Source organism: Streptomyces sp. AM 2-1-1, assembly GCF_029167645.1.
Classification (GTDB): Bacteria; Actinomycetota; Actinomycetes; order Streptomycetales; family Streptomycetaceae; genus Streptomyces.
This window is the reverse complement of sequence record NZ_CP119147.1, coordinates 2,393,680-2,412,858: the sequence shown is the minus strand read 5'-3', so window position 1 is coordinate 2,412,858 and position 19,179 is coordinate 2,393,680. Positions and strand designations below refer to the sequence as shown.

Annotated in this window: 21 protein-coding genes; 12 read left to right on the top strand and 9 right to left on the bottom strand. The window is 73.7% G+C overall.

Annotated features, from left to right (window positions below; genetic code table 11):
* The first annotated feature begins 202 nt into the window (after window positions 1-202).
* The 4 genes from PZB77_RS10150 to PZB77_RS10135 all read left to right on the top strand — a co-directional run bounded on the left by PZB77_RS10150 (window position 203) and on the right by PZB77_RS10135 (window position 3,864).
* Entirely contained in the window at window positions 203-1,138 is a 936-nt protein-coding gene (locus PZB77_RS10150) for an ABC transporter ATP-binding protein (RefSeq protein WP_275492245.1), read from the top strand.
* A gap of 206 nt (window positions 1,139-1,344) precedes the next feature.
* On the top strand, window positions 1,345-2,031 hold the full coding sequence (locus PZB77_RS10145; RefSeq protein WP_275495990.1) for an ABC transporter permease: 687 nt from the start codon (window positions 1,345-1,347) through the stop codon (window positions 2,029-2,031).
* A 56-nt stretch (window positions 2,032-2,087) separates the two neighbouring features.
* Window positions 2,088-3,236, top strand: a complete 1,149-nt coding sequence (locus tag PZB77_RS10140) for a sensor histidine kinase (protein WP_275495989.1) — start codon at window positions 2,088-2,090, stop codon at window positions 3,234-3,236.
* Between the two features lie 10 nt (window positions 3,237-3,246).
* On the top strand, window positions 3,247-3,864 hold the full coding sequence (locus tag PZB77_RS10135) for a response regulator transcription factor (RefSeq protein ID WP_275492244.1): 618 nt from the start codon (window positions 3,247-3,249) through the stop codon (window positions 3,862-3,864).
* Between the two features lie 627 nt (window positions 3,865-4,491).
* Here the strand turns inward: PZB77_RS10135 and PZB77_RS10130 are convergent.
* Together PZB77_RS10130 and PZB77_RS10125 are read right to left on the bottom strand one after the other, a co-directional pair.
* Window positions 4,492-4,971 (bottom strand): SAM-dependent methyltransferase, encoded by a 480-nt coding sequence (locus PZB77_RS10130; protein WP_275492243.1) that lies wholly within the window; start codon window positions 4,969-4,971, stop codon window positions 4,492-4,494.
* 55 nt (window positions 4,972-5,026) lie between these two features.
* Entirely contained in the window at window positions 5,027-6,439 is a 1,413-nt protein-coding gene (locus tag PZB77_RS10125; RefSeq protein ID WP_275492242.1) for a Tat pathway signal protein, read from the bottom strand.
* Window positions 6,440-6,806: 367 nt separating this feature from the next.
* Between PZB77_RS10125 and PZB77_RS10120 the strand changes: the two genes are divergently transcribed.
* The gene (locus tag PZB77_RS10120) at window positions 6,807-7,193 is read left to right on the top strand and encodes a hypothetical protein (protein ID WP_275492241.1); all 387 of its coding nucleotides are present in this window, start codon (window positions 6,807-6,809) and stop codon (window positions 7,191-7,193) included.
* 63 nt (window positions 7,194-7,256) lie between these two features.
* Here PZB77_RS10120 and PZB77_RS10115 read toward each other — a convergent pair whose 3' ends face one another.
* Both PZB77_RS10115 and PZB77_RS10110 read right to left on the bottom strand, forming a co-directional pair.
* Window positions 7,257-8,138, bottom strand: a complete 882-nt coding sequence (locus PZB77_RS10115; RefSeq protein ID WP_275492240.1) for a transglutaminase-like domain-containing protein — start codon at window positions 8,136-8,138, stop codon at window positions 7,257-7,259.
* Between the two features lie 29 nt (window positions 8,139-8,167).
* Window positions 8,168-9,169: a GNAT family N-acetyltransferase gene (locus tag PZB77_RS10110; protein ID WP_275492239.1), complete on the bottom strand. Its 1,002-nt coding sequence runs from the start codon at window positions 9,167-9,169 to the stop codon at window positions 8,168-8,170.
* A gap of 117 nt (window positions 9,170-9,286) precedes the next feature.
* Here PZB77_RS10110 and fdxA point away from each other — a divergent pair, with 117 nt between their 5' ends.
* Both fdxA and dapC read left to right on the top strand, forming a co-directional pair.
* Window positions 9,287-9,607, top strand: coding sequence for a ferredoxin (gene fdxA, locus PZB77_RS10105; RefSeq protein WP_065490770.1), 321 nt, complete (start codon window positions 9,287-9,289; stop codon window positions 9,605-9,607).
* A 120-nt stretch (window positions 9,608-9,727) separates the two neighbouring features.
* Window positions 9,728-10,825 carry a succinyldiaminopimelate transaminase gene (gene dapC / locus PZB77_RS10100; RefSeq protein WP_275492238.1) on the top strand — a complete coding sequence of 366 codons (1,098 nt, stop codon included), beginning with the start codon at window positions 9,728-9,730 and terminating at the stop codon, window positions 10,823-10,825.
* Between the two features lie 118 nt (window positions 10,826-10,943).
* Here the strand turns inward: dapC and PZB77_RS10095 are convergent, their stop codons facing one another.
* Both PZB77_RS10095 and PZB77_RS10090 read right to left on the bottom strand, forming a co-directional pair.
* Window positions 10,944-11,354, bottom strand: a complete 411-nt coding sequence (locus tag PZB77_RS10095; RefSeq protein ID WP_275492237.1) for an ATP-binding protein — start codon at window positions 11,352-11,354, stop codon at window positions 10,944-10,946.
* A gap of 335 nt (window positions 11,355-11,689) precedes the next feature.
* On the bottom strand, window positions 11,690-12,685 hold the full coding sequence (locus tag PZB77_RS10090; RefSeq protein ID WP_275492236.1) for a hypothetical protein: 996 nt from the start codon (window positions 12,683-12,685) through the stop codon (window positions 11,690-11,692).
* A 175-nt stretch (window positions 12,686-12,860) separates the two neighbouring features.
* Between PZB77_RS10090 and dapE the strand changes: the two genes are divergently transcribed.
* Window positions 12,861-13,940, top strand: a complete 1,080-nt coding sequence (dapE, locus tag PZB77_RS10085) for a succinyl-diaminopimelate desuccinylase (RefSeq protein WP_275492235.1) — start codon at window positions 12,861-12,863, stop codon at window positions 13,938-13,940.
* A gap of 153 nt (window positions 13,941-14,093) precedes the next feature.
* A complete protein-coding gene (locus PZB77_RS10080) occupies window positions 14,094-14,855 on the top strand; it encodes a TIGR00730 family Rossman fold protein (protein ID WP_275492234.1) in 762 nt (253 codons plus the stop codon).
* A 96-nt stretch (window positions 14,856-14,951) separates the two neighbouring features.
* On the opposite strand, the gene folP is transcribed toward PZB77_RS10080, so the two are convergent.
* On the bottom strand, window positions 14,952-15,824 hold the full coding sequence (folP, locus tag PZB77_RS10075) for a dihydropteroate synthase (RefSeq protein WP_275492233.1): 873 nt from the start codon (window positions 15,822-15,824) through the stop codon (window positions 14,952-14,954).
* A gap of 123 nt (window positions 15,825-15,947) precedes the next feature.
* Here folP and PZB77_RS10070 point away from each other — a divergent pair, with 123 nt between their 5' ends.
* Window positions 15,948-16,349, top strand: a complete 402-nt coding sequence (locus tag PZB77_RS10070; protein WP_275495988.1) for a DivIVA domain-containing protein — start codon at window positions 15,948-15,950, stop codon at window positions 16,347-16,349.
* Window positions 16,346-16,933: a DNA-3-methyladenine glycosylase I gene (locus PZB77_RS10065; RefSeq protein ID WP_275492232.1), complete on the top strand. Its 588-nt coding sequence runs from the start codon at window positions 16,346-16,348 to the stop codon at window positions 16,931-16,933. The genes PZB77_RS10070 and PZB77_RS10065 overlap by 4 nt, the downstream gene beginning before the upstream one ends.
* A gap of 35 nt (window positions 16,934-16,968) precedes the next feature.
* Here PZB77_RS10065 and PZB77_RS10060 read toward each other — a convergent pair whose 3' ends face one another.
* Entirely contained in the window at window positions 16,969-17,781 is an 813-nt protein-coding gene (locus PZB77_RS10060; RefSeq protein ID WP_275492231.1) for an enoyl-CoA hydratase-related protein, read from the bottom strand.
* Window positions 17,782-18,137: 356 nt separating this feature from the next.
* Between PZB77_RS10060 and PZB77_RS10055 the strand changes: the two genes are divergently transcribed.
* Window positions 18,138-18,305, top strand: a complete 168-nt coding sequence (locus PZB77_RS10055) for a DUF3117 domain-containing protein (protein WP_003966491.1) — start codon at window positions 18,138-18,140, stop codon at window positions 18,303-18,305.
* Between the two features lie 194 nt (window positions 18,306-18,499).
* Here PZB77_RS10055 and PZB77_RS10050 read toward each other — a convergent pair whose 3' ends face one another.
* Complete coding sequence (locus PZB77_RS10050) at window positions 18,500-19,165, bottom strand: O-methyltransferase (protein ID WP_275492230.1); 666 nt, start codon at window positions 19,163-19,165, stop codon at window positions 18,500-18,502.
* Window positions 19,166-19,179 lie beyond the last annotated feature (14 nt).

Sequence of the window (19,179 nt, the reverse complement as noted above, 5' to 3'; positions counted from 1 at the left end):
GGACGGCTCCGGGCGCGGTGGGCGGCCGGCGCCGCCACGGCGGGGACGGCGGCACCCCGGCGCGGTGACCGCGGGCCTGCCGCCGCCCGCGCCACGCCGTGGCCGTGCGCCGCGTGTCAGCCGCCGGGGATGACATCTGTCATGCCCGATCCCAGCCCGCCGTCCCTGCCGCCCGCACCCCCCTCTCCGCGAGGGTGTACGCATGACGACGACAACCCCGGGAGCGACCGCCGCAGCCACGGCCGTGGTCAGCTTCGACCGGGTCAGCAAGGCGTACGGCGATGTGCGCGCGGTCGACGGGCTCCACCTCGACCTGCACCCCGGCGAGACCGTGGCACTGCTCGGCCCCAACGGCGCGGGGAAGTCCTCCACCCTCGACCTGCTGCTCGGTCTGCGCACACCGGACAGCGGCACGGTCCGGGTCTGCGGCACCACCCCGCGGGCGGCCATCACGGCCGGGCGGGTCGGCGCGATGCTGCAGAGCGGCGGGCTGATGGAGGACGTCACCGTCGAGGAGATCGTCCGGCTCGCCTGCGGCCTGCACCCCCGCGCGTACCCGGCCGACGAGGTACTGGCCCGCGCAGGGATCACGTCGATCGCCGGCCGGATGGTCAACAAACTCTCCGGCGGCCAGGAACAGCGGGTGCGGTTCGCCCTCGCCACCGCCGGAGCCGGCGACCTGATCGTCCTCGACGAGCCGACCACCGGCATGGACGTCACCGCCCGCCAGGACTTCTGGGCCACCATGCGGGAGCAGGCCGACCAGGGCCGTACCGTCCTGTTCGCCACCCATTACCTCGAAGAGGCCGACGCCGTCGCCGACCGGGTCCTCGTCCTCCACAAGGGCCGGCTGCTCGCCGACGGCACCGCCGCCGAGATCAAGGCCAGGGCGGGTGCCCGCCGGATCTCCTTCGAGATCGAGGGCGCGATCGACGCGGCGGCCCTGCGCGCCCTGCCGTTCCTCACCGCGCTCGACATCAGCGGCCCCCGGGTCCGCATCCAGTCGCAGAACGCCGACGCGACCGTCCACGCGGTCTACGGCCTCGGCCTCTACCCGCGCGCACTCGAAGTCGCCGGACTCGGCCTGGAACAGGCCTTCGTTGCCCTCACCGAGGCCGAGGAGGCCAGAACCGCATGACGCACGGGAAGAACGGGACGAGCGCGACGGACGGGACGAGGGGGGAGAGCGCGATGAGCGCGAACGGGGAGAGAAGGACGAGCGTCATGACCACGACGGGCAGGACGGGCAGGACGGGCGGTGCGCGTGCGGGGGGCCGGGCGGACCTCTTCTCCGGGGCGCTGATCCGGCTCGAAGTGACCCGCACCCTGCGGAACAAGAAGTTCATGTTCTTCTCGGTCCTCTACCCGTCGGTGATCTACCTGCTGATCTCCCACACCCAGGGCGCCACCGGCACGGTCGACGGAAGCGACCTGACCGTGCAGGCCTACTTCATGATCTCGATGGCCTCCTTCGGCGCGCTGACCGCCGTACTCATGGGCAACAGCGAACGGATCGCCAAGGAACGCGAGAAGGGCTGGGTGCGCCAGCTCCGTCTGACCGCGCTCCCCGGCCACGCCTACGTCCTCGCGAAAATCGCCGGAGCCGCGATCGTCACCCTGCCCTGCATCGTCGTCGTCTTCCTGGTGGCCGCCGGCGTCGAGGGCATACGGGTGGAGGCCTGGCAGTGGCTCGCGCTGACCGGGGTCGTCTGGGCCGGGTCGCTCGTCTTCGCCGCCCTGGGCGTCGCCATCGGGTACCTCGCCAACGGTGACGCGGTCCGCCCGATCACCATGATCATCTACTTCGGTCTCTCGATCCTCGGCGGACTGTGGATGCCCACCACCACCTTCCCCGACTGGCTCCAGCACATCGCCCGGTGGCTGCCCACCCACGCGTACGCTGCACTCGGTCAGGCCGTCGAGGCGGGCGGCGCGCCGCACGCCGGGGACGTCGTCCTGCTCTGCGCCTACTTCGTGGTCTTCGCGGGCGGTGCGGCCCGGCTCTACCGGAAGGACACCCTGAAGGCGTGAGCGACGACACGTGGGTCGGCATCGGGCGCACCCCGGCGAACCCCCGGCAGATCCGGATGAAGGTGCTCTGGATCGGCGTCTGGCTGGTCTTCATGAGCGCCCCGGTGGCGGACCTCGCCGGGGGCGGCCACACCTCCTGGGCGACGGCGCTCGGCTCGCTGGGGCTGGCCGGGTTCGTCGGCGCCTACCTCCTCCTCGTCTTCCGCCACACCTCCCGCTCCCCCGACCCCGGGCAGGCCAGGTGGGCGATCGCCCTCCTGGCCGTGTTCGCCGTCGTCCTGAGCCTGACGCTCGGCCTCCCGTGGCTGGTGCTCTTCGTCTACGTCAGCGTCTGTGCCGGCGCCGCACTGCCGCTGCGGGCCGCCTGCCGGCTGATCCCCGCCGTGACCGCCCTGATGGCGGGGCTCGGCCTCGCCATCGGCGGCGAGGGCGCGGGGGACCTGATCCCCGGCCTGCTCCTGCCCGCACTGCTCGGCGGATTCGCCATGACCGGCGTACGCCAACTGGTACGCACCACCGTGGAGTTGCGTGAGGCTCGCGCCACGGTGGCGCAGCTCGCCGCCAACGAGGAGCGCTTGCGCCTCGCCCGTGACCTGCACGACCTGCTCGGCCACTCGCTCTCGCTGATCACCCTGAAGAGCGAACTGGCCGGGCGGATGCTCCCCGGCCATCCGGAAGAGGCGGCCCTCCAGGTCGCCGACATCGAACGGGTCAGCCGCCAGGCCCTGGTGGACGTACGCGACGCCGTCACCGGCTACCGACGCCTCACCCTCCCCGGCGAACTGGCCGGAGCCCGCACCGCGCTCGCCGCCGCCGGCATCACCGCCCGCGTCCCCGCCGGGCCGCCCGAGGGCGCTGCGGGCCCGGAGGGGTTGTCCGCAGCCCGCGAGGAGGCCCTCGCCTGGGGGCTGCGGGAAGCGGTCACCAACGTCGTACGCCACAGTGGGGCCGACGGCTGCACGGTCACCCTGGCACCCCGGCAGACCCTCGCGGGCCGGGTCCTCGAACTCACCGTCGCGGACGACGGCCGGGGTACGGCGGCCGTCGCCCCCGGCAACGGCCTCACCGGCCTCCGCGAGCGCCTCGCCGCCGTGGACGGCACCCTCACCGTCCACCCCGGCGCATCCGGCCGGGGCTTCCGTCTCACCCTCGGCGTTCCCCTGGACCCCGCGCCGTCCGGAGGGACGGACCCGGGATCAAGTTAAAATCACCCCAATGAGCCTGAGCACGATCCGACTCCTCCTCGCGGAGGACCAGTCCATGGTGCGCGAGGCGCTCGCCGCGCTGCTCGGCCTGGAGCCCGACATCGAGGTGGTCGCCCAGGTGGCGCGCGGCGACGAGGTCCTCGCCGCGGCCCGTGCGCGGTCGGTCGACGTGGCCCTCCTGGACATCGAGATGCCCGGCATGACGGGCATCGAGGCGGCCGGGGTGCTGCGCCGCGAACTCCCGGCCGTGAAGATCGTCGTCGTCACGACCTTCGGCCGCCCCGGCTACCTCCGCCGCGCGATGGAGGCGGGTGCCGACGCCTTTCTGGTCAAGGATGCGCCCGCCGCCCAACTCGCGGCGGCGGTACGCAGGGTGGTCGCCGGCGAACGCGTCATCGACCCCGCCCTGGCCGCCGCCGCGCTCGCGGACGGCGCCAACCCGCTGACCGAACGCGAACGGGACGTGCTGCGCGGCGCGGCGGACGGTTCCACCAACGCCGAGATCGCCGCGGCCCTCCACCTCTCCCACGGAACGGTCCGCAACTACCTCTCGACCGCCATCCAGAAGACCGCCGCCCGCAACCGGGCGGACGCGGTACGGATCGCGGCCGGCAAGGGCTGGCTGTAGGCGGTGCCCCGAACCCGAACCCGAACCGGGGCCGGGTCGGGGCGCCCGCCACGGCACGTCGCGGCGTCGCCCGCCGCGTCCGGTGGGGCGGGAAGCGGCGGCCGGGAGCCTCCGCACCGCCTCGCCGTCCCGCGGACACGGAGGTCGAGACCCTGGTTCGCGGGCGGGCCCGGCTCCTGAGGAGCCCCGCCGAGGTGTGCGCCGAGCGCGCCCGGTCCGGCCGAACATGCGGGCGCGTCGGACGGGGCCCCGGCCGACGCCACCCCACCGATGCGCGAGGCGCGACCGGAGCCGTAGGGTCGGCCCAGGCGTCACCGGAGGGGGCAGGACTCCCAGTGCGAGCACCACCGTCAGGAGGAGAACCGAGGATGCCGCGGAGGACGTGGAGAGACAGGGCCGTCGGCGCCGCCGTCATTCCCCTTTCCGGACTGGGGGCGTATCTGGTCGACGACTGGACGGCGCTGGACGGAACGGCCGGGTTCGTCGTGCGGTTCGTCGTCTTCGGCCTGCTCGGCGTGGTCCTGGGAGGGGTCCTGGAGAGGCTTCTCCCGACGGAGAGGTCCGATCGCGGGGAGCCCGCGACCGATCCCGCGCCGGCGGCTCCCGACCCGGCCCGTACGGCCTTCCTCAGTCCGCGTCCGGGGCCCAGTACTCCGCGAGCATCTCGCCCGGCCAGGACGGCTCCCGGACCGGGCCCCGGGGGCCCAAGGCGGTGAAGTAGGGGGCCAGGTCGTAGACGGGCGTACCGTCCACCGCGTCGAGGTCGGCCACCCGCAGATCGAGGCCGTCCACCGCGAGCAACCGGGGGAAACTGGTCGCGAGCTGGTTGGGCCGGCGGTGGTTGCGGTGGACGAAGGTCCCGGTGGACGGCCAGGCCGGGTTGGAGCGGGGGCTCCGCGCGTGCAGGGCCACGTCGCCCGGGTCGGCCCGGTCGAAGTGCCAGACGACGATGAGGTGGGAGAACTCCTCCAGCCCCCGTACGACCTCCGGCGGGAAGTCCGGCCGCAGCCGGATCACCGCCTCGACGCCGCCCCAGTGGTCGTCGGACACCTCCCGGCGCCCCCCGACCACGGTTCCGACCGGCTCGATGCCCAGTGCGTCCGCCATGTCCCCGTACCCCGCCCGTCCGTCGTCCGCCGCGGCCTCCGGAGCCACGTCGCCGTCAATGTAGCCGCGCCAGATGTCGGTTGGCGCGTTCGGCCACCGCCGTGACCGGGGCGATCCTGCGGTGCCGCAGCGGCGACAGCAGACGCCGCACCTGGACGACCGCCTGCTCGGCCCGTCCCGACTGGATCCCCTCCTCCATGGAGTCCAGCAGCCCGCCCCACGTAACGCAGGCCTCCTCGACCCGGCCGTCCGCCATCTGCGCCGCTCCCAGGTGCCCCAGGGTCACCGCGTGGGTACGGCGGAAGGCCGCGCCCCGGGTGCGTACCGAACGGCCGAACTCGCGGATCGCGCCCTTGCGGTCACCGAGCACCTCCAGGGTGCGCGCGGTCTCGTGGGCGAGGGACGCCTCGCCGAAGAAGAAGGTCCGGTGCGGCTCGGCCACCCCCCCGTCGGCGCCGGTCAGGTCGTTCTCCGCGCGCAGCAGCGCCTTCACCGCGCCCCGGGTGCGGCCCGCCGCCGCCAGCGCCCGGGCGTGCACCACACCGAGCAGGGCCCGTTCGCGCGGGGTCGCCGCGGTGTAGCGGCGGTCCTGAACGGACGCCTCGGCGAGGGCGATCGCGTTGTCGAAGTGGCCCATGTCCAGGGCCTGGTGGGCCATCGCGCGCAGGATGTGCCCGCACAGCGGATGGTCCTCCGCCTGCTCCGCGAGCTGGAGTCCGAGCACGAAGTAGCGCTGCGCGAGGGGGTTCTCGCCGCTGTCGAAGGCCATCCACCCCGAGAGGTAGGCGAGTTCGGCCGCCGCCGACTCCATCTCGCGGCGCACCCGCTCGTGCGCGTACCGCCCGTGCAGCAGGTCGCGCACGTCCGTGTGGAGGTACTGCACCAGGGCCGTGCGGCCGTGACCGCCGCCGCGCCGCTGGTCCACCGCCGAGAAGGCGAGGGTGAGTTCGCGGACGGTCGCGACATCGCCCTGAGCCACCCGCAGACCGTTGGAGAGCCGTTCGGCGGGCGGCGGGAATGCCCCGGGCGCCGATGGCGGCGGCCGCTCGCCGGTGGGGACGGCCAGGAACGCCGTGGAGTAGACGATCCCCGCGAGGAGGTTGCGGCGGTCCGGGTGCAGATCGGCCCGCCCGAGGTCCGCGAGGACGGACAGGGCATCGGGGGACGGGCCCTCGGCGGACGGACCCGGCTGCGCCGGTCCGGGGCCGCCGAAGCCCAGCTCGGCGACGGTGACCACCCGTCTCAGCCGCCGGGACAGCGCCCGCGCGAGGACGGCGGGGGCGGAACCGGACGGCCGGGTGCCGCCCACCCACATGCTCACGTGCGAACGCCCGATCAGCGGTCCGCACGGGTCGTCGGCTCTCCGGCCCTCCGCCGCCGCCCGGTTGAAGGCGCTCGCCGCCTGGGCGCGCGACCAGCCGGCCTCGGCCAGCAGACCGGCCAACTGCTCGTTCCGTGTACGTGCCATCGCATCCCCTGATGCCAGAAGCCCGACGCCTGACGTTGCTGCGTGCGCGGAGCACCGCCCGGAGACGGCGAGGACTCCCGGAGGCGCTCGAACGGGCTCAACGTAGGCCTGGACCGGGCTCCCGTTCGGCGAACCTCCGCACGTCACCCGTGTAGGGGTGGTCCCGGACCGGTCCTGTGCGAGACCTGTCGATCTTTGACCACTTTGATCACCCTGACGGGGCGTCGGTCACCCCGCGCGAGGGCCGCATGCGGTTCGATTCCCGTACCGCAGCTCGTACCGCAAGCTCGTCCCGGAGCGAGTCCCCCGGCTCGCCCCGCCCACCGGTGGTCGGCGGCCGGGAACACGCCGGACGCCAGGAGGACCGATGAACAGCAGCACCGCACCGGACGTCCGACCGAGGGACCCGGGCATCGACGTCGACGCGATTGCCCTGGCCATCGACCACGCGCGGGCGGACCGGGCCGGTCTGCCGCCGCGCTGCGTCGTCAACGCCGGCACCGACGAACTCGTCGCCCATCTGCGGAGACTGATGAGCGCGGACGAGTACGGCCACGACGAACCGGACCGGGGCGCGGTCCGGCTGCTCTTCCGCGCCGCCTACCGCCACCTCGACGTCGCGGTGCGCCCCGACGCGACCACCCCGGACGCCGCCGCGTACGCGTACTGGCGCACGGTCGCCTCCCTCACGGCCGCCTTCGGCGACCTCTACCAGGAGATGCGGCAGGGCGCGGGGGAGACGGCGGAGGGGTGAGGGGCCGCACCGCGACAGGGAGCGCCCCGCGGACCGCAGGGGGGTCCACCCGCCCGAAGGAGGTCAGTTCAGCCGGGCCCGGGCCGCCCGCGCTCCCCGGCGTATGGTCTCCGCCGCCGCCGGCTCGATGCCGCCGATGACGTCCGCGTACTCCTCCATCTCCGACGCCCCGCGCAGGAAGTCCCCGCGCTGTACGAGGAGCTGGGCCCGCTCGTACCGCAGCCGGGCCGGATGGGAGGGGAGCAGGAGCGAGAGCTCGACCGCCCACAGCGCCACGTCGGTGCGCTCGGGGCGGGTGGCGGCCCAGGCCCGTACGTTGTTGAGGATGCGCAGCACGATGGCCTGCGGCCGGGCGGGCGCCGGCAGCGACTCCCGCAGGGGCACACCGGTCGCCCCCGCCACCATCAACTCGGCGTCCTCACCCGTCAGCACCGCGCCGCCGGCGAACGGATCGGCGAGCACGTGCTCCGACGGATCACCGAAGCCGACCACGAAGTGGCCCGGCAGCGCGACCCCGTGGACCGGGGCGCCCGCCCGCCGCGCCACCTCCATCCAGACCACCGAGAGCAGGATCGGCAGCCCCCGGCGGCGTCGCAGCACCTGCTGGAGGAGCGAGGATTCCAGCCGCTGGTAGTCGGGGGAGGCGCCGCAGAAGCCGTACCGGCCGCCGAGCACCCCGGCCAGCGCCGTCGCCCAGTCGAGCGGGGTGGTCAGACCGTGCGGGAGGAGGCCGGCCAGCCGGTCCAGCTCGATCTGCGCCGCGTCGAGGCCGTACGGGTCGGTGCAGCCCGGCGGGGGAGCGGGCATCGCCTCCGCCCCCACCAGGAGGCAGAGCAGCGCGAGGTCCGGCCGCTCGGAGCGCGCCTCCTCGGCGAACCGGGCCCGCCGGCCCGCCGTGGAGAAGTCCTCGTCGGGGCCCACGCCCTCGGGGTCTGTGTCCGACACCTGTTCCGCCGCTCCGAACGCCCGTGCCGCTACGCGGAACGGAAGTGGTGGTACCGGTGGTGGGCCGCGAAGCCCAGCCGGTCGTACAGGGCGAGTGCCCCGGTGTTGTCCTCCTCCACCTGGAGCCAGGCGGCCGAGGCGCCCTCCTCCAGCGCGGTGCGGGCGAGCGCGGCCATCACCGTGGTGGCGAGGCCCCGGCGCCGGTACTCCGGATGCACCTCCACCGCCCCGAAGCCGGCCCAGCGGCCGTCCACGACGCACCGGCCGATCGCGGCGGGCGCACCGGCCGGGTCGTCGCCCGGCACGGTCGCGAACCAGACCGACGGGCCCTGGGACAGCACCCGGAGCACGGCGGCGGAGTCCGCTCCGGCGCGGTGGTAGCGCTCCAGCCACCGCGCGTCGGCGGTCCGGTCGAGCACCACCCGGGAGACGTCCGGATCCTGGTCGCCGAGCGGGGCGAGCGGGGCGATCCGCACCTCGGCGGAGACCTCGCGCCGCCAGCCGTGCTCCTCCAGTCCGGCGCAGAGCGCCTCCTGGGCGCCGGCGGCGCCGGTGCCCACCTGGACGTAGGCGGGCAGGCCACGTTCCGCGTACCACCGCGTGGCGTGCGCCAGCGCGTCGGCGACGGGCATCCCCGGATCGCCCAGCGGCAGGACCGAGTTGGCGCGGCGGGTGAAGCCGCCGGCGGCGCGCAGCCGCCAGTCGCCCAGCGCCTCGCTCTCCACCGGCTGCCAGGCGCGCGCCGTCGCCCAGGTCAGCTCCGCGAAGGAGGCGGCCGGACCGGCACGGCGGGCGGGAGCGGGCGGGACGACCTTGCCGGCGACGAGGCTGGATTCCGCGATGTGGACACCCTGCCCACTCCTCGGTGTGATACGGAGCACGCCCGCGTCCCAGGATGTGAGAACGCCGATGGTGTCGGTGAACGCGGCGCCCGGACCACCCTCCTCGAAACGACGTCGTACGGAGACGCGTTTTCCCACATCAGCCTGGGTAATACAAACCTCGAGCCGTCCGCCGACGGTGAATTCCACGGCTCCTACCGCCCCTCCTGTTCGGTTCGCGCTCAACTACGGAGATACTAGGTGAGGGCATCATCGACGCCGCGCTCCCGCGCGAGAGCCAACGCCCTACCGAGGAGGAACGACAGCGTGACTTACGTCATCGCGCAGCCTTGTGTCGACGTAAAGGACAAGGCCTGCATCGAAGAGTGCCCCGTCGACTGCATCTACGAGGGCCAGCGGTCCTTGTACATCCACCCCGACGAGTGCGTCGACTGCGGAGCCTGCGAGCCGGTGTGTCCGGTCGAAGCCATCTTCTACGAGGACGACACCCCCGAGGAGTGGAAGGACTACTACAAGGCGAACGTCGAGTTCTTCGACGACCTCGGCTCGCCCGGTGGCGCTTCCAAGCTGGGGCTCATCGAGCGTGACCACGCGTTCGTGGCCGCACTGCCGCCCCAGAACCAGTAACAGCCGTGCTGCCGCCTCCGCACCCGTAGGTCGCGGCAGCACCTGTGCCGCTCGGTCCCGTACGGCTCGTCCGCGTGCGGGACCGAAGTGTTTTCCGCCCGCACGAGAAAGCAGAGTCCCGTGTCCGCAGCACTCTCCGCCCGCCTCCCGGAATTCCCCTGGGACCGTCTCGCCCCCCACAAGGCGACCGCGGCCGCCCACCCGGACGGCATCGTGGACCTGTCCATCGGCACCCCGGTCGACCCGGTGCCCGAGGTGATCCAGCGGGCCCTCACGGCGGCCGCCGACAGCCCCGGCTACCCGACCGTCTGGGGGACCGAGGAGCTGCGGGACGCGCTCACCGGCTGGGTGACCCGGCGCCTCGGCGCACGCGGCGTCACCCACCACCACGTCCTGCCGGTCGTCGGCTCCAAGGAGCTGGTGGCCTGGCTGCCGACCCAGCTGGGACTCGGCCCGGGGGACAAGGTCGCCTTCCCGGCGCTCGCCTACCCGACGTACGAGGTCGGCGCCCGGCTCTGCGGCGCGGAGGCGGTCTCCTACGACGACCCGACCGCGCTCGACCCGGCCGGGCTCAAGCTGCTCTGGCTGAACTCCCCGTCCAACCCGACCGGCAGGGTCCTGTCCGCCGAGGAGCTCACCCGGATCGTCGCCTGGGCCCGCGCCCACGACATCCTGGTCGTCAGCGACGAGTGCTACCTCGAACTCGGCTGGGAGGCCGAGCCGGTCTCGGTGCTCCACCCGGACGTCAGCGGCGGTTCCTTCGACGGCCTCGTCGCCGTCCACTCGCTCTCCAAGCGGTCCAATCTGGCCGGGTACCGGGCGGCGTTCGTCGCCGGCGACCCGGCGGTCCTCGGTGACCTGCTCCAGATCCGCAAGCACGGCGGCATGATGACCGCCGCCCCGGTGCAGGCGGCCACCGTCGCCGCCCTCGCCGACGACGCCCACGTCTCGGAACAGCGCGTCCGGTACGCCGACCGGCGCGCGGCCCTGCGTGCGGCCCTGGAGGGCCACGGCTTCCGCGTGGAGCACAGCGAGGCGAGCCTCTACCTCTGGGTGACCCGCGACGAGCCCTGCTGGGACACGGTGGCGTACCTGGCCGGCCTCGGCATCCTGGTGGCCCCGGGCGAGTTCTACGGCCCGGCCGGCGACCGCTTCGTGCGGGTCGCGTTCACGGCGACCGACGAGCGGGTCATCGCCGCCGTGAAGCGGCTCGCCTGAGGGCCGCGCCTTCCCCCGCGGGCGCTGCCGCGCCCCGGGCCACGCCCAGGGGCCCCGGGCCGTGTCCGACAGGACGCGACCCGGGGCCCCGGCGTGGCTGATCTCCCGCCGGGCGGGTTCAGCCGCCGAGCGGCAGGGCACCGGCGAGACGCTCGACGGGCAGCGAGCCGCCGGTCGCCCCGTTCGCGGCGCCGCCCAGCACCCCGGCCGCCTCGCCGGTGGTCTTGCCGGCCTTCTCCTTCGCCTCGGGAGCGACCAGCTCGCCCGCCTGGTTCACCGTCTTCGCGGCGACCGGGACGGCGGTGCCGACCAGCTTGCCGCCGGTCTCGTTCAGCGTCTTCGCGCCCTGCTGGGCGGTGCTGTCGAGCGTGCTGCTGAGGTTCGCGCTGTCGAGGTGGGTCAGGCCGCCCAGGGCCGGTGTCTGCGGGAGCCCCGCGGCGCTCGCGGCGCCGGCCGCGCCGAGCACCGGAGCGGCGGCGGCGATCAGCAGGGCGGCGCGGGCGATACGGCGGGTCAGGGGGAGGGACATGATGCTCCTTCGGCGGGAATGCGTCGGTGCTGCCTTCACTGCCGGTACGGGCGCCACTGGCACCCCTGGCAGTGCTCGGTCCGGCGTTCCGGACGGACTGATCAACTGCGCCGGGGGCGGGGGAGGTTGCGGTGGGCCGAGGTAAAGAGTCGGCAATGCGTCGGATTATCCGCACCCCGGACGCTTGGCCCGGCCACGGATTCCCGGTCCCTCCGCAGTACCGTCACTTCCCTGGTGCGACAGGGCGGAGGCGCCACTCGGCCGCACCCCGCGCCCCGCGGTCCAGGGCGTCGGCGACCGGGTCGAGGGATGGCCCCTGCGGGTGATCGGCCGCGCTACTGTGCGAGGCGCATCCGGACTTCGCCGGTGTCCGTTTCGGCCCCTTCGGTCTGTTCCGTACGCCATCCCGTGCCCGCGGTCCACACCTGCCCCGCCCAGTCGACCCGGTCGACGGAGAGCCCTCCGGCGCGGGCGACCGCCCAGTGGGCCAGCTCCCAGCCCCGCCGCGCGTCCGTCGTCGCGTCGGCGGCGGCGCCGTCGTCCGTCGTCGCCGTGTGCGCCGGCACCACGACCGTGCGGGTCGCCGCCGGGCCGGCCGCCCCGGCCGTCCCCGCCGCCCCGTCCGCCGGCAGGACCCCCTTGCCGAAGTCCCGCACCAGCTCCGCGCGGAGCCGGTCCGGGTCGCCCGGCGCGGCGGCGGTCGCGGTGACCGGCGCCGCGCAGTTCAGCGCGGCGGGGATCCGCCCGGTCAGGGCGGACGCCAGCAGGATCGCGTCCGGCTCGTGCTGGGCGTACGCCTCCGGGAAGCCGCTGCGCTGCACACGCTGCGCGGCCTCGGTCAGGGGCAGCTCCTCGTAACCGCTGATCTTCGCGAGGTGCTCGTAGAACTTCCCGGCGGCGTACACCGGGTCCTTGATCTGCCGGGAGGTGCCCCAGCCCTGGGAGGGGCGCTGCTGGAAGAGGCCCAGGGAGTCCCGGTCGCCGTAGTCGATGTTGCGCAGCCGCGACTCCTGGATGGCGGTCGCCAGCGCGATGGCCACCGCGCGCTCCGGCATCCCGTGCGCGGCCCCCACCGCGGCGATCGTCGCGGCGTTGGCGGCCTGGTCGACCCCCAGCTCGTAGGTGCGCTCCTCGCCGCCCTCCGCGCCGCCGCCCTCCGTACCGCCCGGGGAACGCACCTCGCAGCCGGAGAGCAGGTCCCTGCTGCCGGAGAGGTACTGCACGGCGAGGTATCCGGCCAGAGCCGCGAGTACGACGAACGCTGCCAGGACCTGGTAAAGGCGGCGGCGGCCGTGGACACGGCTGGGGGAGGAGGGTGTCGTCCTGGGCACGCGCCCACCGTACTGGAGAGTACGGAGGGGGCCGAGGGCCGTGCGCCCCCCGCATTCCCTCGCCCGGGCCTTCCTGCCGGTCTCCGCCGAGGGCTTCCCGACGGTCTTCGCCGGGGCCTTCTTGCCGGGCTTCCCGCGGGCCGGGGCCGGGCGCCCGGGTAATAGGGTCGGGGCCATGGCCGAACGCACGCTTGACCTCGCTCTGGACGCACCCGAACTGACCGCCCGGCTCGTCGACTTCCCGTCGGTGAGCGGGGAGGAGAAGGAGCTGGCGGACGCCATCGAGGCGGCGCTGCGCACCCTGCCGCACCTGACCGTCGACCGGCACGGCAACAACGTGGTCGCCCGGACGCACCTCGGCAGGCCCGAGCGCGTCGTCCTGGCCGGTCACATCGACACCGTGCCGATCGCCGGCAACGTCCCCTCCCGGCTCGACGAGGACGGCATCCTCTGGGGCTGCGGCACCTCCGACATGAAGTCCGGGGTCGCCGTCCAGCTGCGGATCGCCGCGACCGTGCCCGAGCCCAACCGCGACCTCACCTTCGTCTTCTACGACAACGAGGAGGTCGCCGCCCACCTCAACGGCCTCGGCCACGTCGCCGAGGCCCACCCCGACTGGCTGGAGGGCGACTTCGCCGTCCTGCTGGAACCCTCCGACGCCCAGGTCGAGGGCGGCTGTCAGGGCACGCTCCGGGTGATCCTGCGGACCGAGGGCGAACGCGCCCACTCGGCCCGCAGCTGGATGGGGTCCAACGCCATCCACGCGGCCGGCCCGATCCTCGCCGCGCTCGCCGCGTACGAACCGCGCCGCCCGGTCGTCGACGGCCTCGAATACCACGAGGGCCTCAACGCCGTCCGCATCGAGGGCGGCGTCGCCACCAACGTGATCCCGGACGCGTGCACGGTGACCGTCAACTACCGGTACGCCCCCGACCGCACCGCCGAGGAGGCGCTCGCGCACGTCCGCGAGGTATTCGCCGGCTGCGCGATCGCCGAGTTCACGGTGGACGACCACTCCGGCGCCGCCATGCCCGGCCTCTCGCACCCCGCGGCGAAGGCGTTCATGGCGGCCGTCGGCGGCACCGCCCAGCCCAAGTTCGGCTGGACCGACGTCTCCCGCTTCGGCGATCTCGGTGTCCCCGCCGTCAATTACGGTCCCGGCGACGCGCTCTACGCCCACAAGCGCGACGAACACGTGGCGACGGCACGGATCACCCACTGCGAGGAGCGCCTCCGCTCCTGGCTCACCAGCTGACCCACGGCATTACCCCGCCCGTAACCTCGGTGGATCTACGCTGACGTGAACAGCCACAACGCAGGTCGGTGGAGGGAGCAGGTCATGGGCAACCCGCAGGACGCGCGGATTCCCGGGAACCCGGCGAGCACAGGGGACCCCGGGAGCACGGGTATGCCGGAGGACACGGAGATTCCCGAAGGCGCGGTCAAACCCGAGGAGCAGCGGCTCGGCCCGGTGCTGCGCCGCAGGGAACAGGTACAGCCCGGCACGACCGACCAGCGCCTGCTGGACTCCGAGGACGACTCGGAGTGGGTGCACACCGACCCCTGGCGGGTCATGCGCATCCAGTCCGAGTTCGTCGAGGGATTCGGGGCGCTCGCCGAGCTGCCCAGCGCGATCAGCGTGTTCGGCTCGGCCCGCACCGCAGCGGACACCCCGGAGTACGACGCCGGGGTGCGGATCGGCCGGGCGCTCGTCGACGCGGGCTTCGCCGTCATCACCGGCGGCGGCCCCGGGGCGATGGAGGCCGCCAACAAGGGCGCCCGGGAGGCGAAGGGGATCTCGGTCGGACTCGGGATCGAGCTGCCCTTCGAGTCCGGACTGAACCCGCACGTCGACATCGGCGTCAACTTCCGCTACTTCTTCGTGCGGAAGACGATGTTCGTGAAGTACGCCCAGGGGTTCGTCGTGCTCCCCGGCGGTCTCGGCACCCTGGACGAGCTCTTCGAGGCGCTGACCCTCGTCCAGACGGGCAAGGTCACCCGTTTCCCGATCGTCCTCTTCGGCTCCGCGTACTGGAGCGGACTCGTCGACTGGCTCCGCACCACCGTGGTCGCCCAGGGCAAGGCGTCCGAGAAGGACCTGCTGCTCTTCCACGTGACCGACGACGTGGACGAGGCGGTCGCCCTGGTGACGAAGGAAGTCGGCAGGTAGCAGCGGATCGATGCCCCTCGGTCGGCCCGGCCGCCCGGGGAGCACCGTCGGCTCCCCCGGGCAGCCGGGCCCCGGAGGTCTTCACCGCCGCAGGAGCTACGCCAGTCCGCGCCGGGCCACCGCCGGGGGCCGGTGGCCCGCGATCGATGCCACCATGTCCAGCACCTGCCGGGTCTCCGCCACCTCGTGGACCCGGTACACCTGGGCACCCAGCCACGCCGACACCGCCGTCGTCGCCAGGGTGCCGATCACCCGCTCCTTCACCGGCCGGTCCAGGGTCTCGCCGACGAAGTCCTTGTTGGAGAGCGAGACGAGCACCGGCCAGCCGGTCGCCGTCATCTCGTCGAGGCGCCGGGTGGCCTCCAGCGAGTGCCGGGTGTTCTTCCCGAAGTCGTGACCCGGATCGATCATGATCCCGTCCCGGCGCACCCCCAGCTCCACCGCCCGCTCGGCGAGCCCGAGGGTGACCCGCAGGATGTCCGCCATCACGTCCTCGTAGGCCACCCGGTGCGGGCGGGTGCGCGGTTCGGCGCCCCCCGCGTGGGTGCAGACCAGACCCGCGCCGTACCGTGCGGCGACCTCCGCCAGCTTCGGGTCGACCCCGCCCCACGCGTCGTTCAGCACGTCGGCGCCCGCCTCGCACACCGCCGCGCCCACGTCGTGCCGCCAGGTGTCCACGCTGATCACCACGTCCGGGTGACGCCGGCGCACCTCCGCGACGAAGCCGACCGTCCGCCGCGCCTCCTCCTCGGCGGACACCTCCTCGCCCGGTCCCGCCTTGACGCCGCCCACGTCGATGATGGCCGCACCCTCCGCGACCGCCTGTTCGACCCGGGCGAGCGCCGGCTCGTCCCGGAACGTGGCCCCCTGGTCGTAGAAGGAGTCGGGCGTCCGGTTCACGATTGCCATGATCACCGGCTCGTGCGGACCGAATTCACGCCGCCCCAGCCTGAGTGGACCGCTTCGCATCCCGTGTTTCCTCCTCATAGGTCGCCTGCGACCCTAACCGCCGGTCTCGCATGACACGATCGGGACCCGGACTGATTTCCGCCCGCTGGGGAGGCGCACGTGTTCTTCTTCCTGCTGCTCGCGATGGTCGTGGTCGTCGCGGCGGTCACCCTTGCCGTGGTCGGTGGGGGCGACCGCGCGGTGCTCCAGGACGCCGCGCCCGAGTACCTCACCGACCCGCTGCCGGTGACCCGGCCGCTGGCCACCGCCGACCTGGAGCGGCTCCGCCTGCCGATGGCCCTGCGCGGCTACCGCATGGCCGACGTGGACGAGGCGCTCGACCGGGTCGCGGCCGAACTGGCCGAGCGCGACGCCCGGATCGCCGACCTCGAGTCGGCACTCGCCGGAGCCCACGCGCCCGGCGCGTCCACCCCCGACCCGCGCGAACGGCCCGCCGGCCGGGACGCGGGCCCCGACGACCGCCACGACGGCCCTGACACCGGCCACCACCACGGCCACGGCCACGACGACGGGGACCCGCGATGACGGCGGGAGCCGAGCCCGGCCCGGACGGCGCGCTGCGCTGCCCCTGGGGCCTCGCCACCGAGGACTACCTCGCCTACCACGACACCGAGTGGGGCCGGCCGGTCCACGGCGACGACGCCCTCTTCGAACGCCTGACTCTGGAAGCGTTCCAGTCCGGCCTCTCCTGGCTGACGATCCTGCGCCGCCGCGAGGGCTTCCGCGCGGCCTTCGCCGGATTCCGGATCGCCGAGGTGGCGCGCTTCACCGATGCCGACCAGGAACGCCTTCTCGCCGACGCCGGCATCATCCGCAACCGCGCAAAGATCGACGCCACCCTCGCCAACGCCCGCGTGCTCGCCGGCTGGGCCCCCGGTGAACTGGACGAACTGATCTGGTCGTACGCCCCCGACCCGGCCACCCGGCCCGCCCCGCAGGTGCTCGGGGACGTGGCGGCCGTCACACCGGAGTCCACCGCGCTCGCCAAGGCGCTGAAGAAGAGGTCCGTCCGTTTCGTCGGCCCGACGACCGCGCACGCCCTGATGCAGGCGTGCGGTCTGGTCGACGACCACCTCGCGCGGTGCGTGGCGCGGGGCGCCGCCGTCTGACCCCGCCCCCGTCGCTCACGGGGGCGGGGGCGGGATCACTTCCCGAGATACCGGGGCCGCTCCTTCGCCAGGAACGCCTTCACCGCGATGGTGTGGTCCTGCGAGGCACCCGCCCTCGTCTGGAGCTCGTCCTCCTTCTCCAGCGTCTCGGCCAGGGTGTGCCCCGCGCCGTACGCCAGGGACGCCTTCAGCGCCGCGTAGGCGACGGTCGGGCCGTCGGCCAGCGCGCGCGCCACCGACGCCGCCTCCGCCGCGAGGTCCGCCGCCGGGACGACCCGGTTGACCAGGCCCAGCTCGTGGGCGTGCGCCGCGCTGATCGAGCGCGGGAAGAGCAGCAGGTCCGCCGCGCGGCTCGGGCCGATCAGCCGGGGCAGGGTCCAGGACATGCCGGAGTCCGCGGTCAGCGCGACTCCCGCGAAGGACGTGTTGAACGAGGCGGTGTCGGCGACCACCCGGTAGTCGGCGGCGAGCGCGAAGCCGAACCCCGCCCCGGCGGCCACGCCGTTCACCCCCGCCACGACCGGCTTCTCCATCTCCGTGATGGCCAGCACGATCGGGTTGTAGTGCTCGCTCACCGTGCTCAGCGCGTTGCCGTCGCCCGTCTCCTGGACGGACGCGAGCGAGGCGACGTGCTCCTTGAGGTCCTGGCCGACGCAGAAGGCGCGCCCGGTGGCGGTGAGCAGTACGGCTCGGACGGCGGCATCGCCGGCGGCCTCGCGGAGCGCGTCGCGCAGGGCGACCTTGGCCTCGGTGTTCATGGCGTTCATCGCGTCGGGCCGGTTGAGCGTGATCGTCGCGAGCCCGTCGCTCACCTCGTAGAGCACGGTGCTCGCGGAATCGTCGGCCATGGTGGTGTCCCCTCGCTGTTCTGGTGTCGTTGCCCGCCGCGGCGCGTCGGCGGCGGTGGGTGCGTGCCGGTGCGCCGTCAGGCAAGCATGGCCGACGCCCCGCCGGGCCGACATGTGACCTGCGTCTAACGATTGGCTCTCACCTGGGGCCGCGAGGGGGCGAAGTATCGCAGCCGGATCGCCGAATTGGGTGGTTTTGGTGGTGGGCGTTGCGCAAGCGATGCCGATCGATGTTGGTCATCGGGGTGTCGCATGCGGGATAATGACCTGGAAGCAATGTGTTCGATGCCGGTGAGGCAGCGCCTGTCATGGGGCCGCCGGTTGCGATTGAGCTGGTTTCAGGAAGGGGAACGAGCATGGCGGCCATGAAGCCGCGGACGGGCGACGGCCCGCTCGAGGTGACAAAGGAGGGGCGGGGCATCGTCATGCGCGTTCCGCTCGAAGGCGGCGGTCGGCTCGTTGTCGAGCTGACTCCGGACGAGGCAGACGCGCTCGGCGACGCGCTCAAGAAGGTTGTCGGCTGACCTGACGCGCGCCCACACTTCACTTCTGCCCCGGCACGGATCCCGTGCCGGGGCAGAAGCGTGTGCGGTGCCCACGGCATGGCCCGTACGGGCGGTACGGCCCGTACGGCTCCGAGGAGCGCGGTACGGGGCCCGCTCGGGGAGAAGGTACGGGCCCGGGGAACCGCCACGGCCGCCCCTCGGTCCCGCAGGGGTCAGCCGCGGCGGACCGCGCAGAGCAGCCCGTCACCGACCGGCAGCAGCGTCGACATCAGCTCCTGGCTCTCCCGCACCGCCCGCAGCAGCTCCCGGATGCGCTGCACCTCGGCGGGCTGGGCCGCGGCGTCGACCGTACGGCCGTCGGCGAAGACTCCCTCGAAGCAGACGACACCGCCCGGACGGAGCAGACGCAACGATTCGGCCAGGTACTCCAGACTCTCCAGCCGGTCGCCGTCGCAGAAGACGAGGTCGTACCCGCCGTCCGCGAGGCGCGGCAGCACGTCCAGCGCGCGCCCGGGGATGAACCGGGCCCGGTTGGTGGCGAAGCCCGCGGAGCGGAACGCCCCCCGCGCGAACTGCTGGCGCTCCGGCTCCGGGTCGACCGTGGTCAGCACCCCGTCCGGCCGCATCCCGTTCAGCAGGTAGATGCCGGACACGCCGGTGCCGGTGCCGATCTCCGCCACCGCCTTGGCGTCCGCCGCGGCGGCGAGCAGCCGCAACGCGGCACCCGTGCCGGGGGAGACCGAGCGGAGCCCGAACTCCCTGGCCCGCTCGCGGGCCAGGTACAGAGCCTCGTCCTCGGGGACAAAGGCGTCGGCGAACGCCCAGCTCGTCTGCCGGTTGGCGGTAATGACCCTCTCCTGTCCCCTTAGTTGGCGCAACCGTGACTGTATCC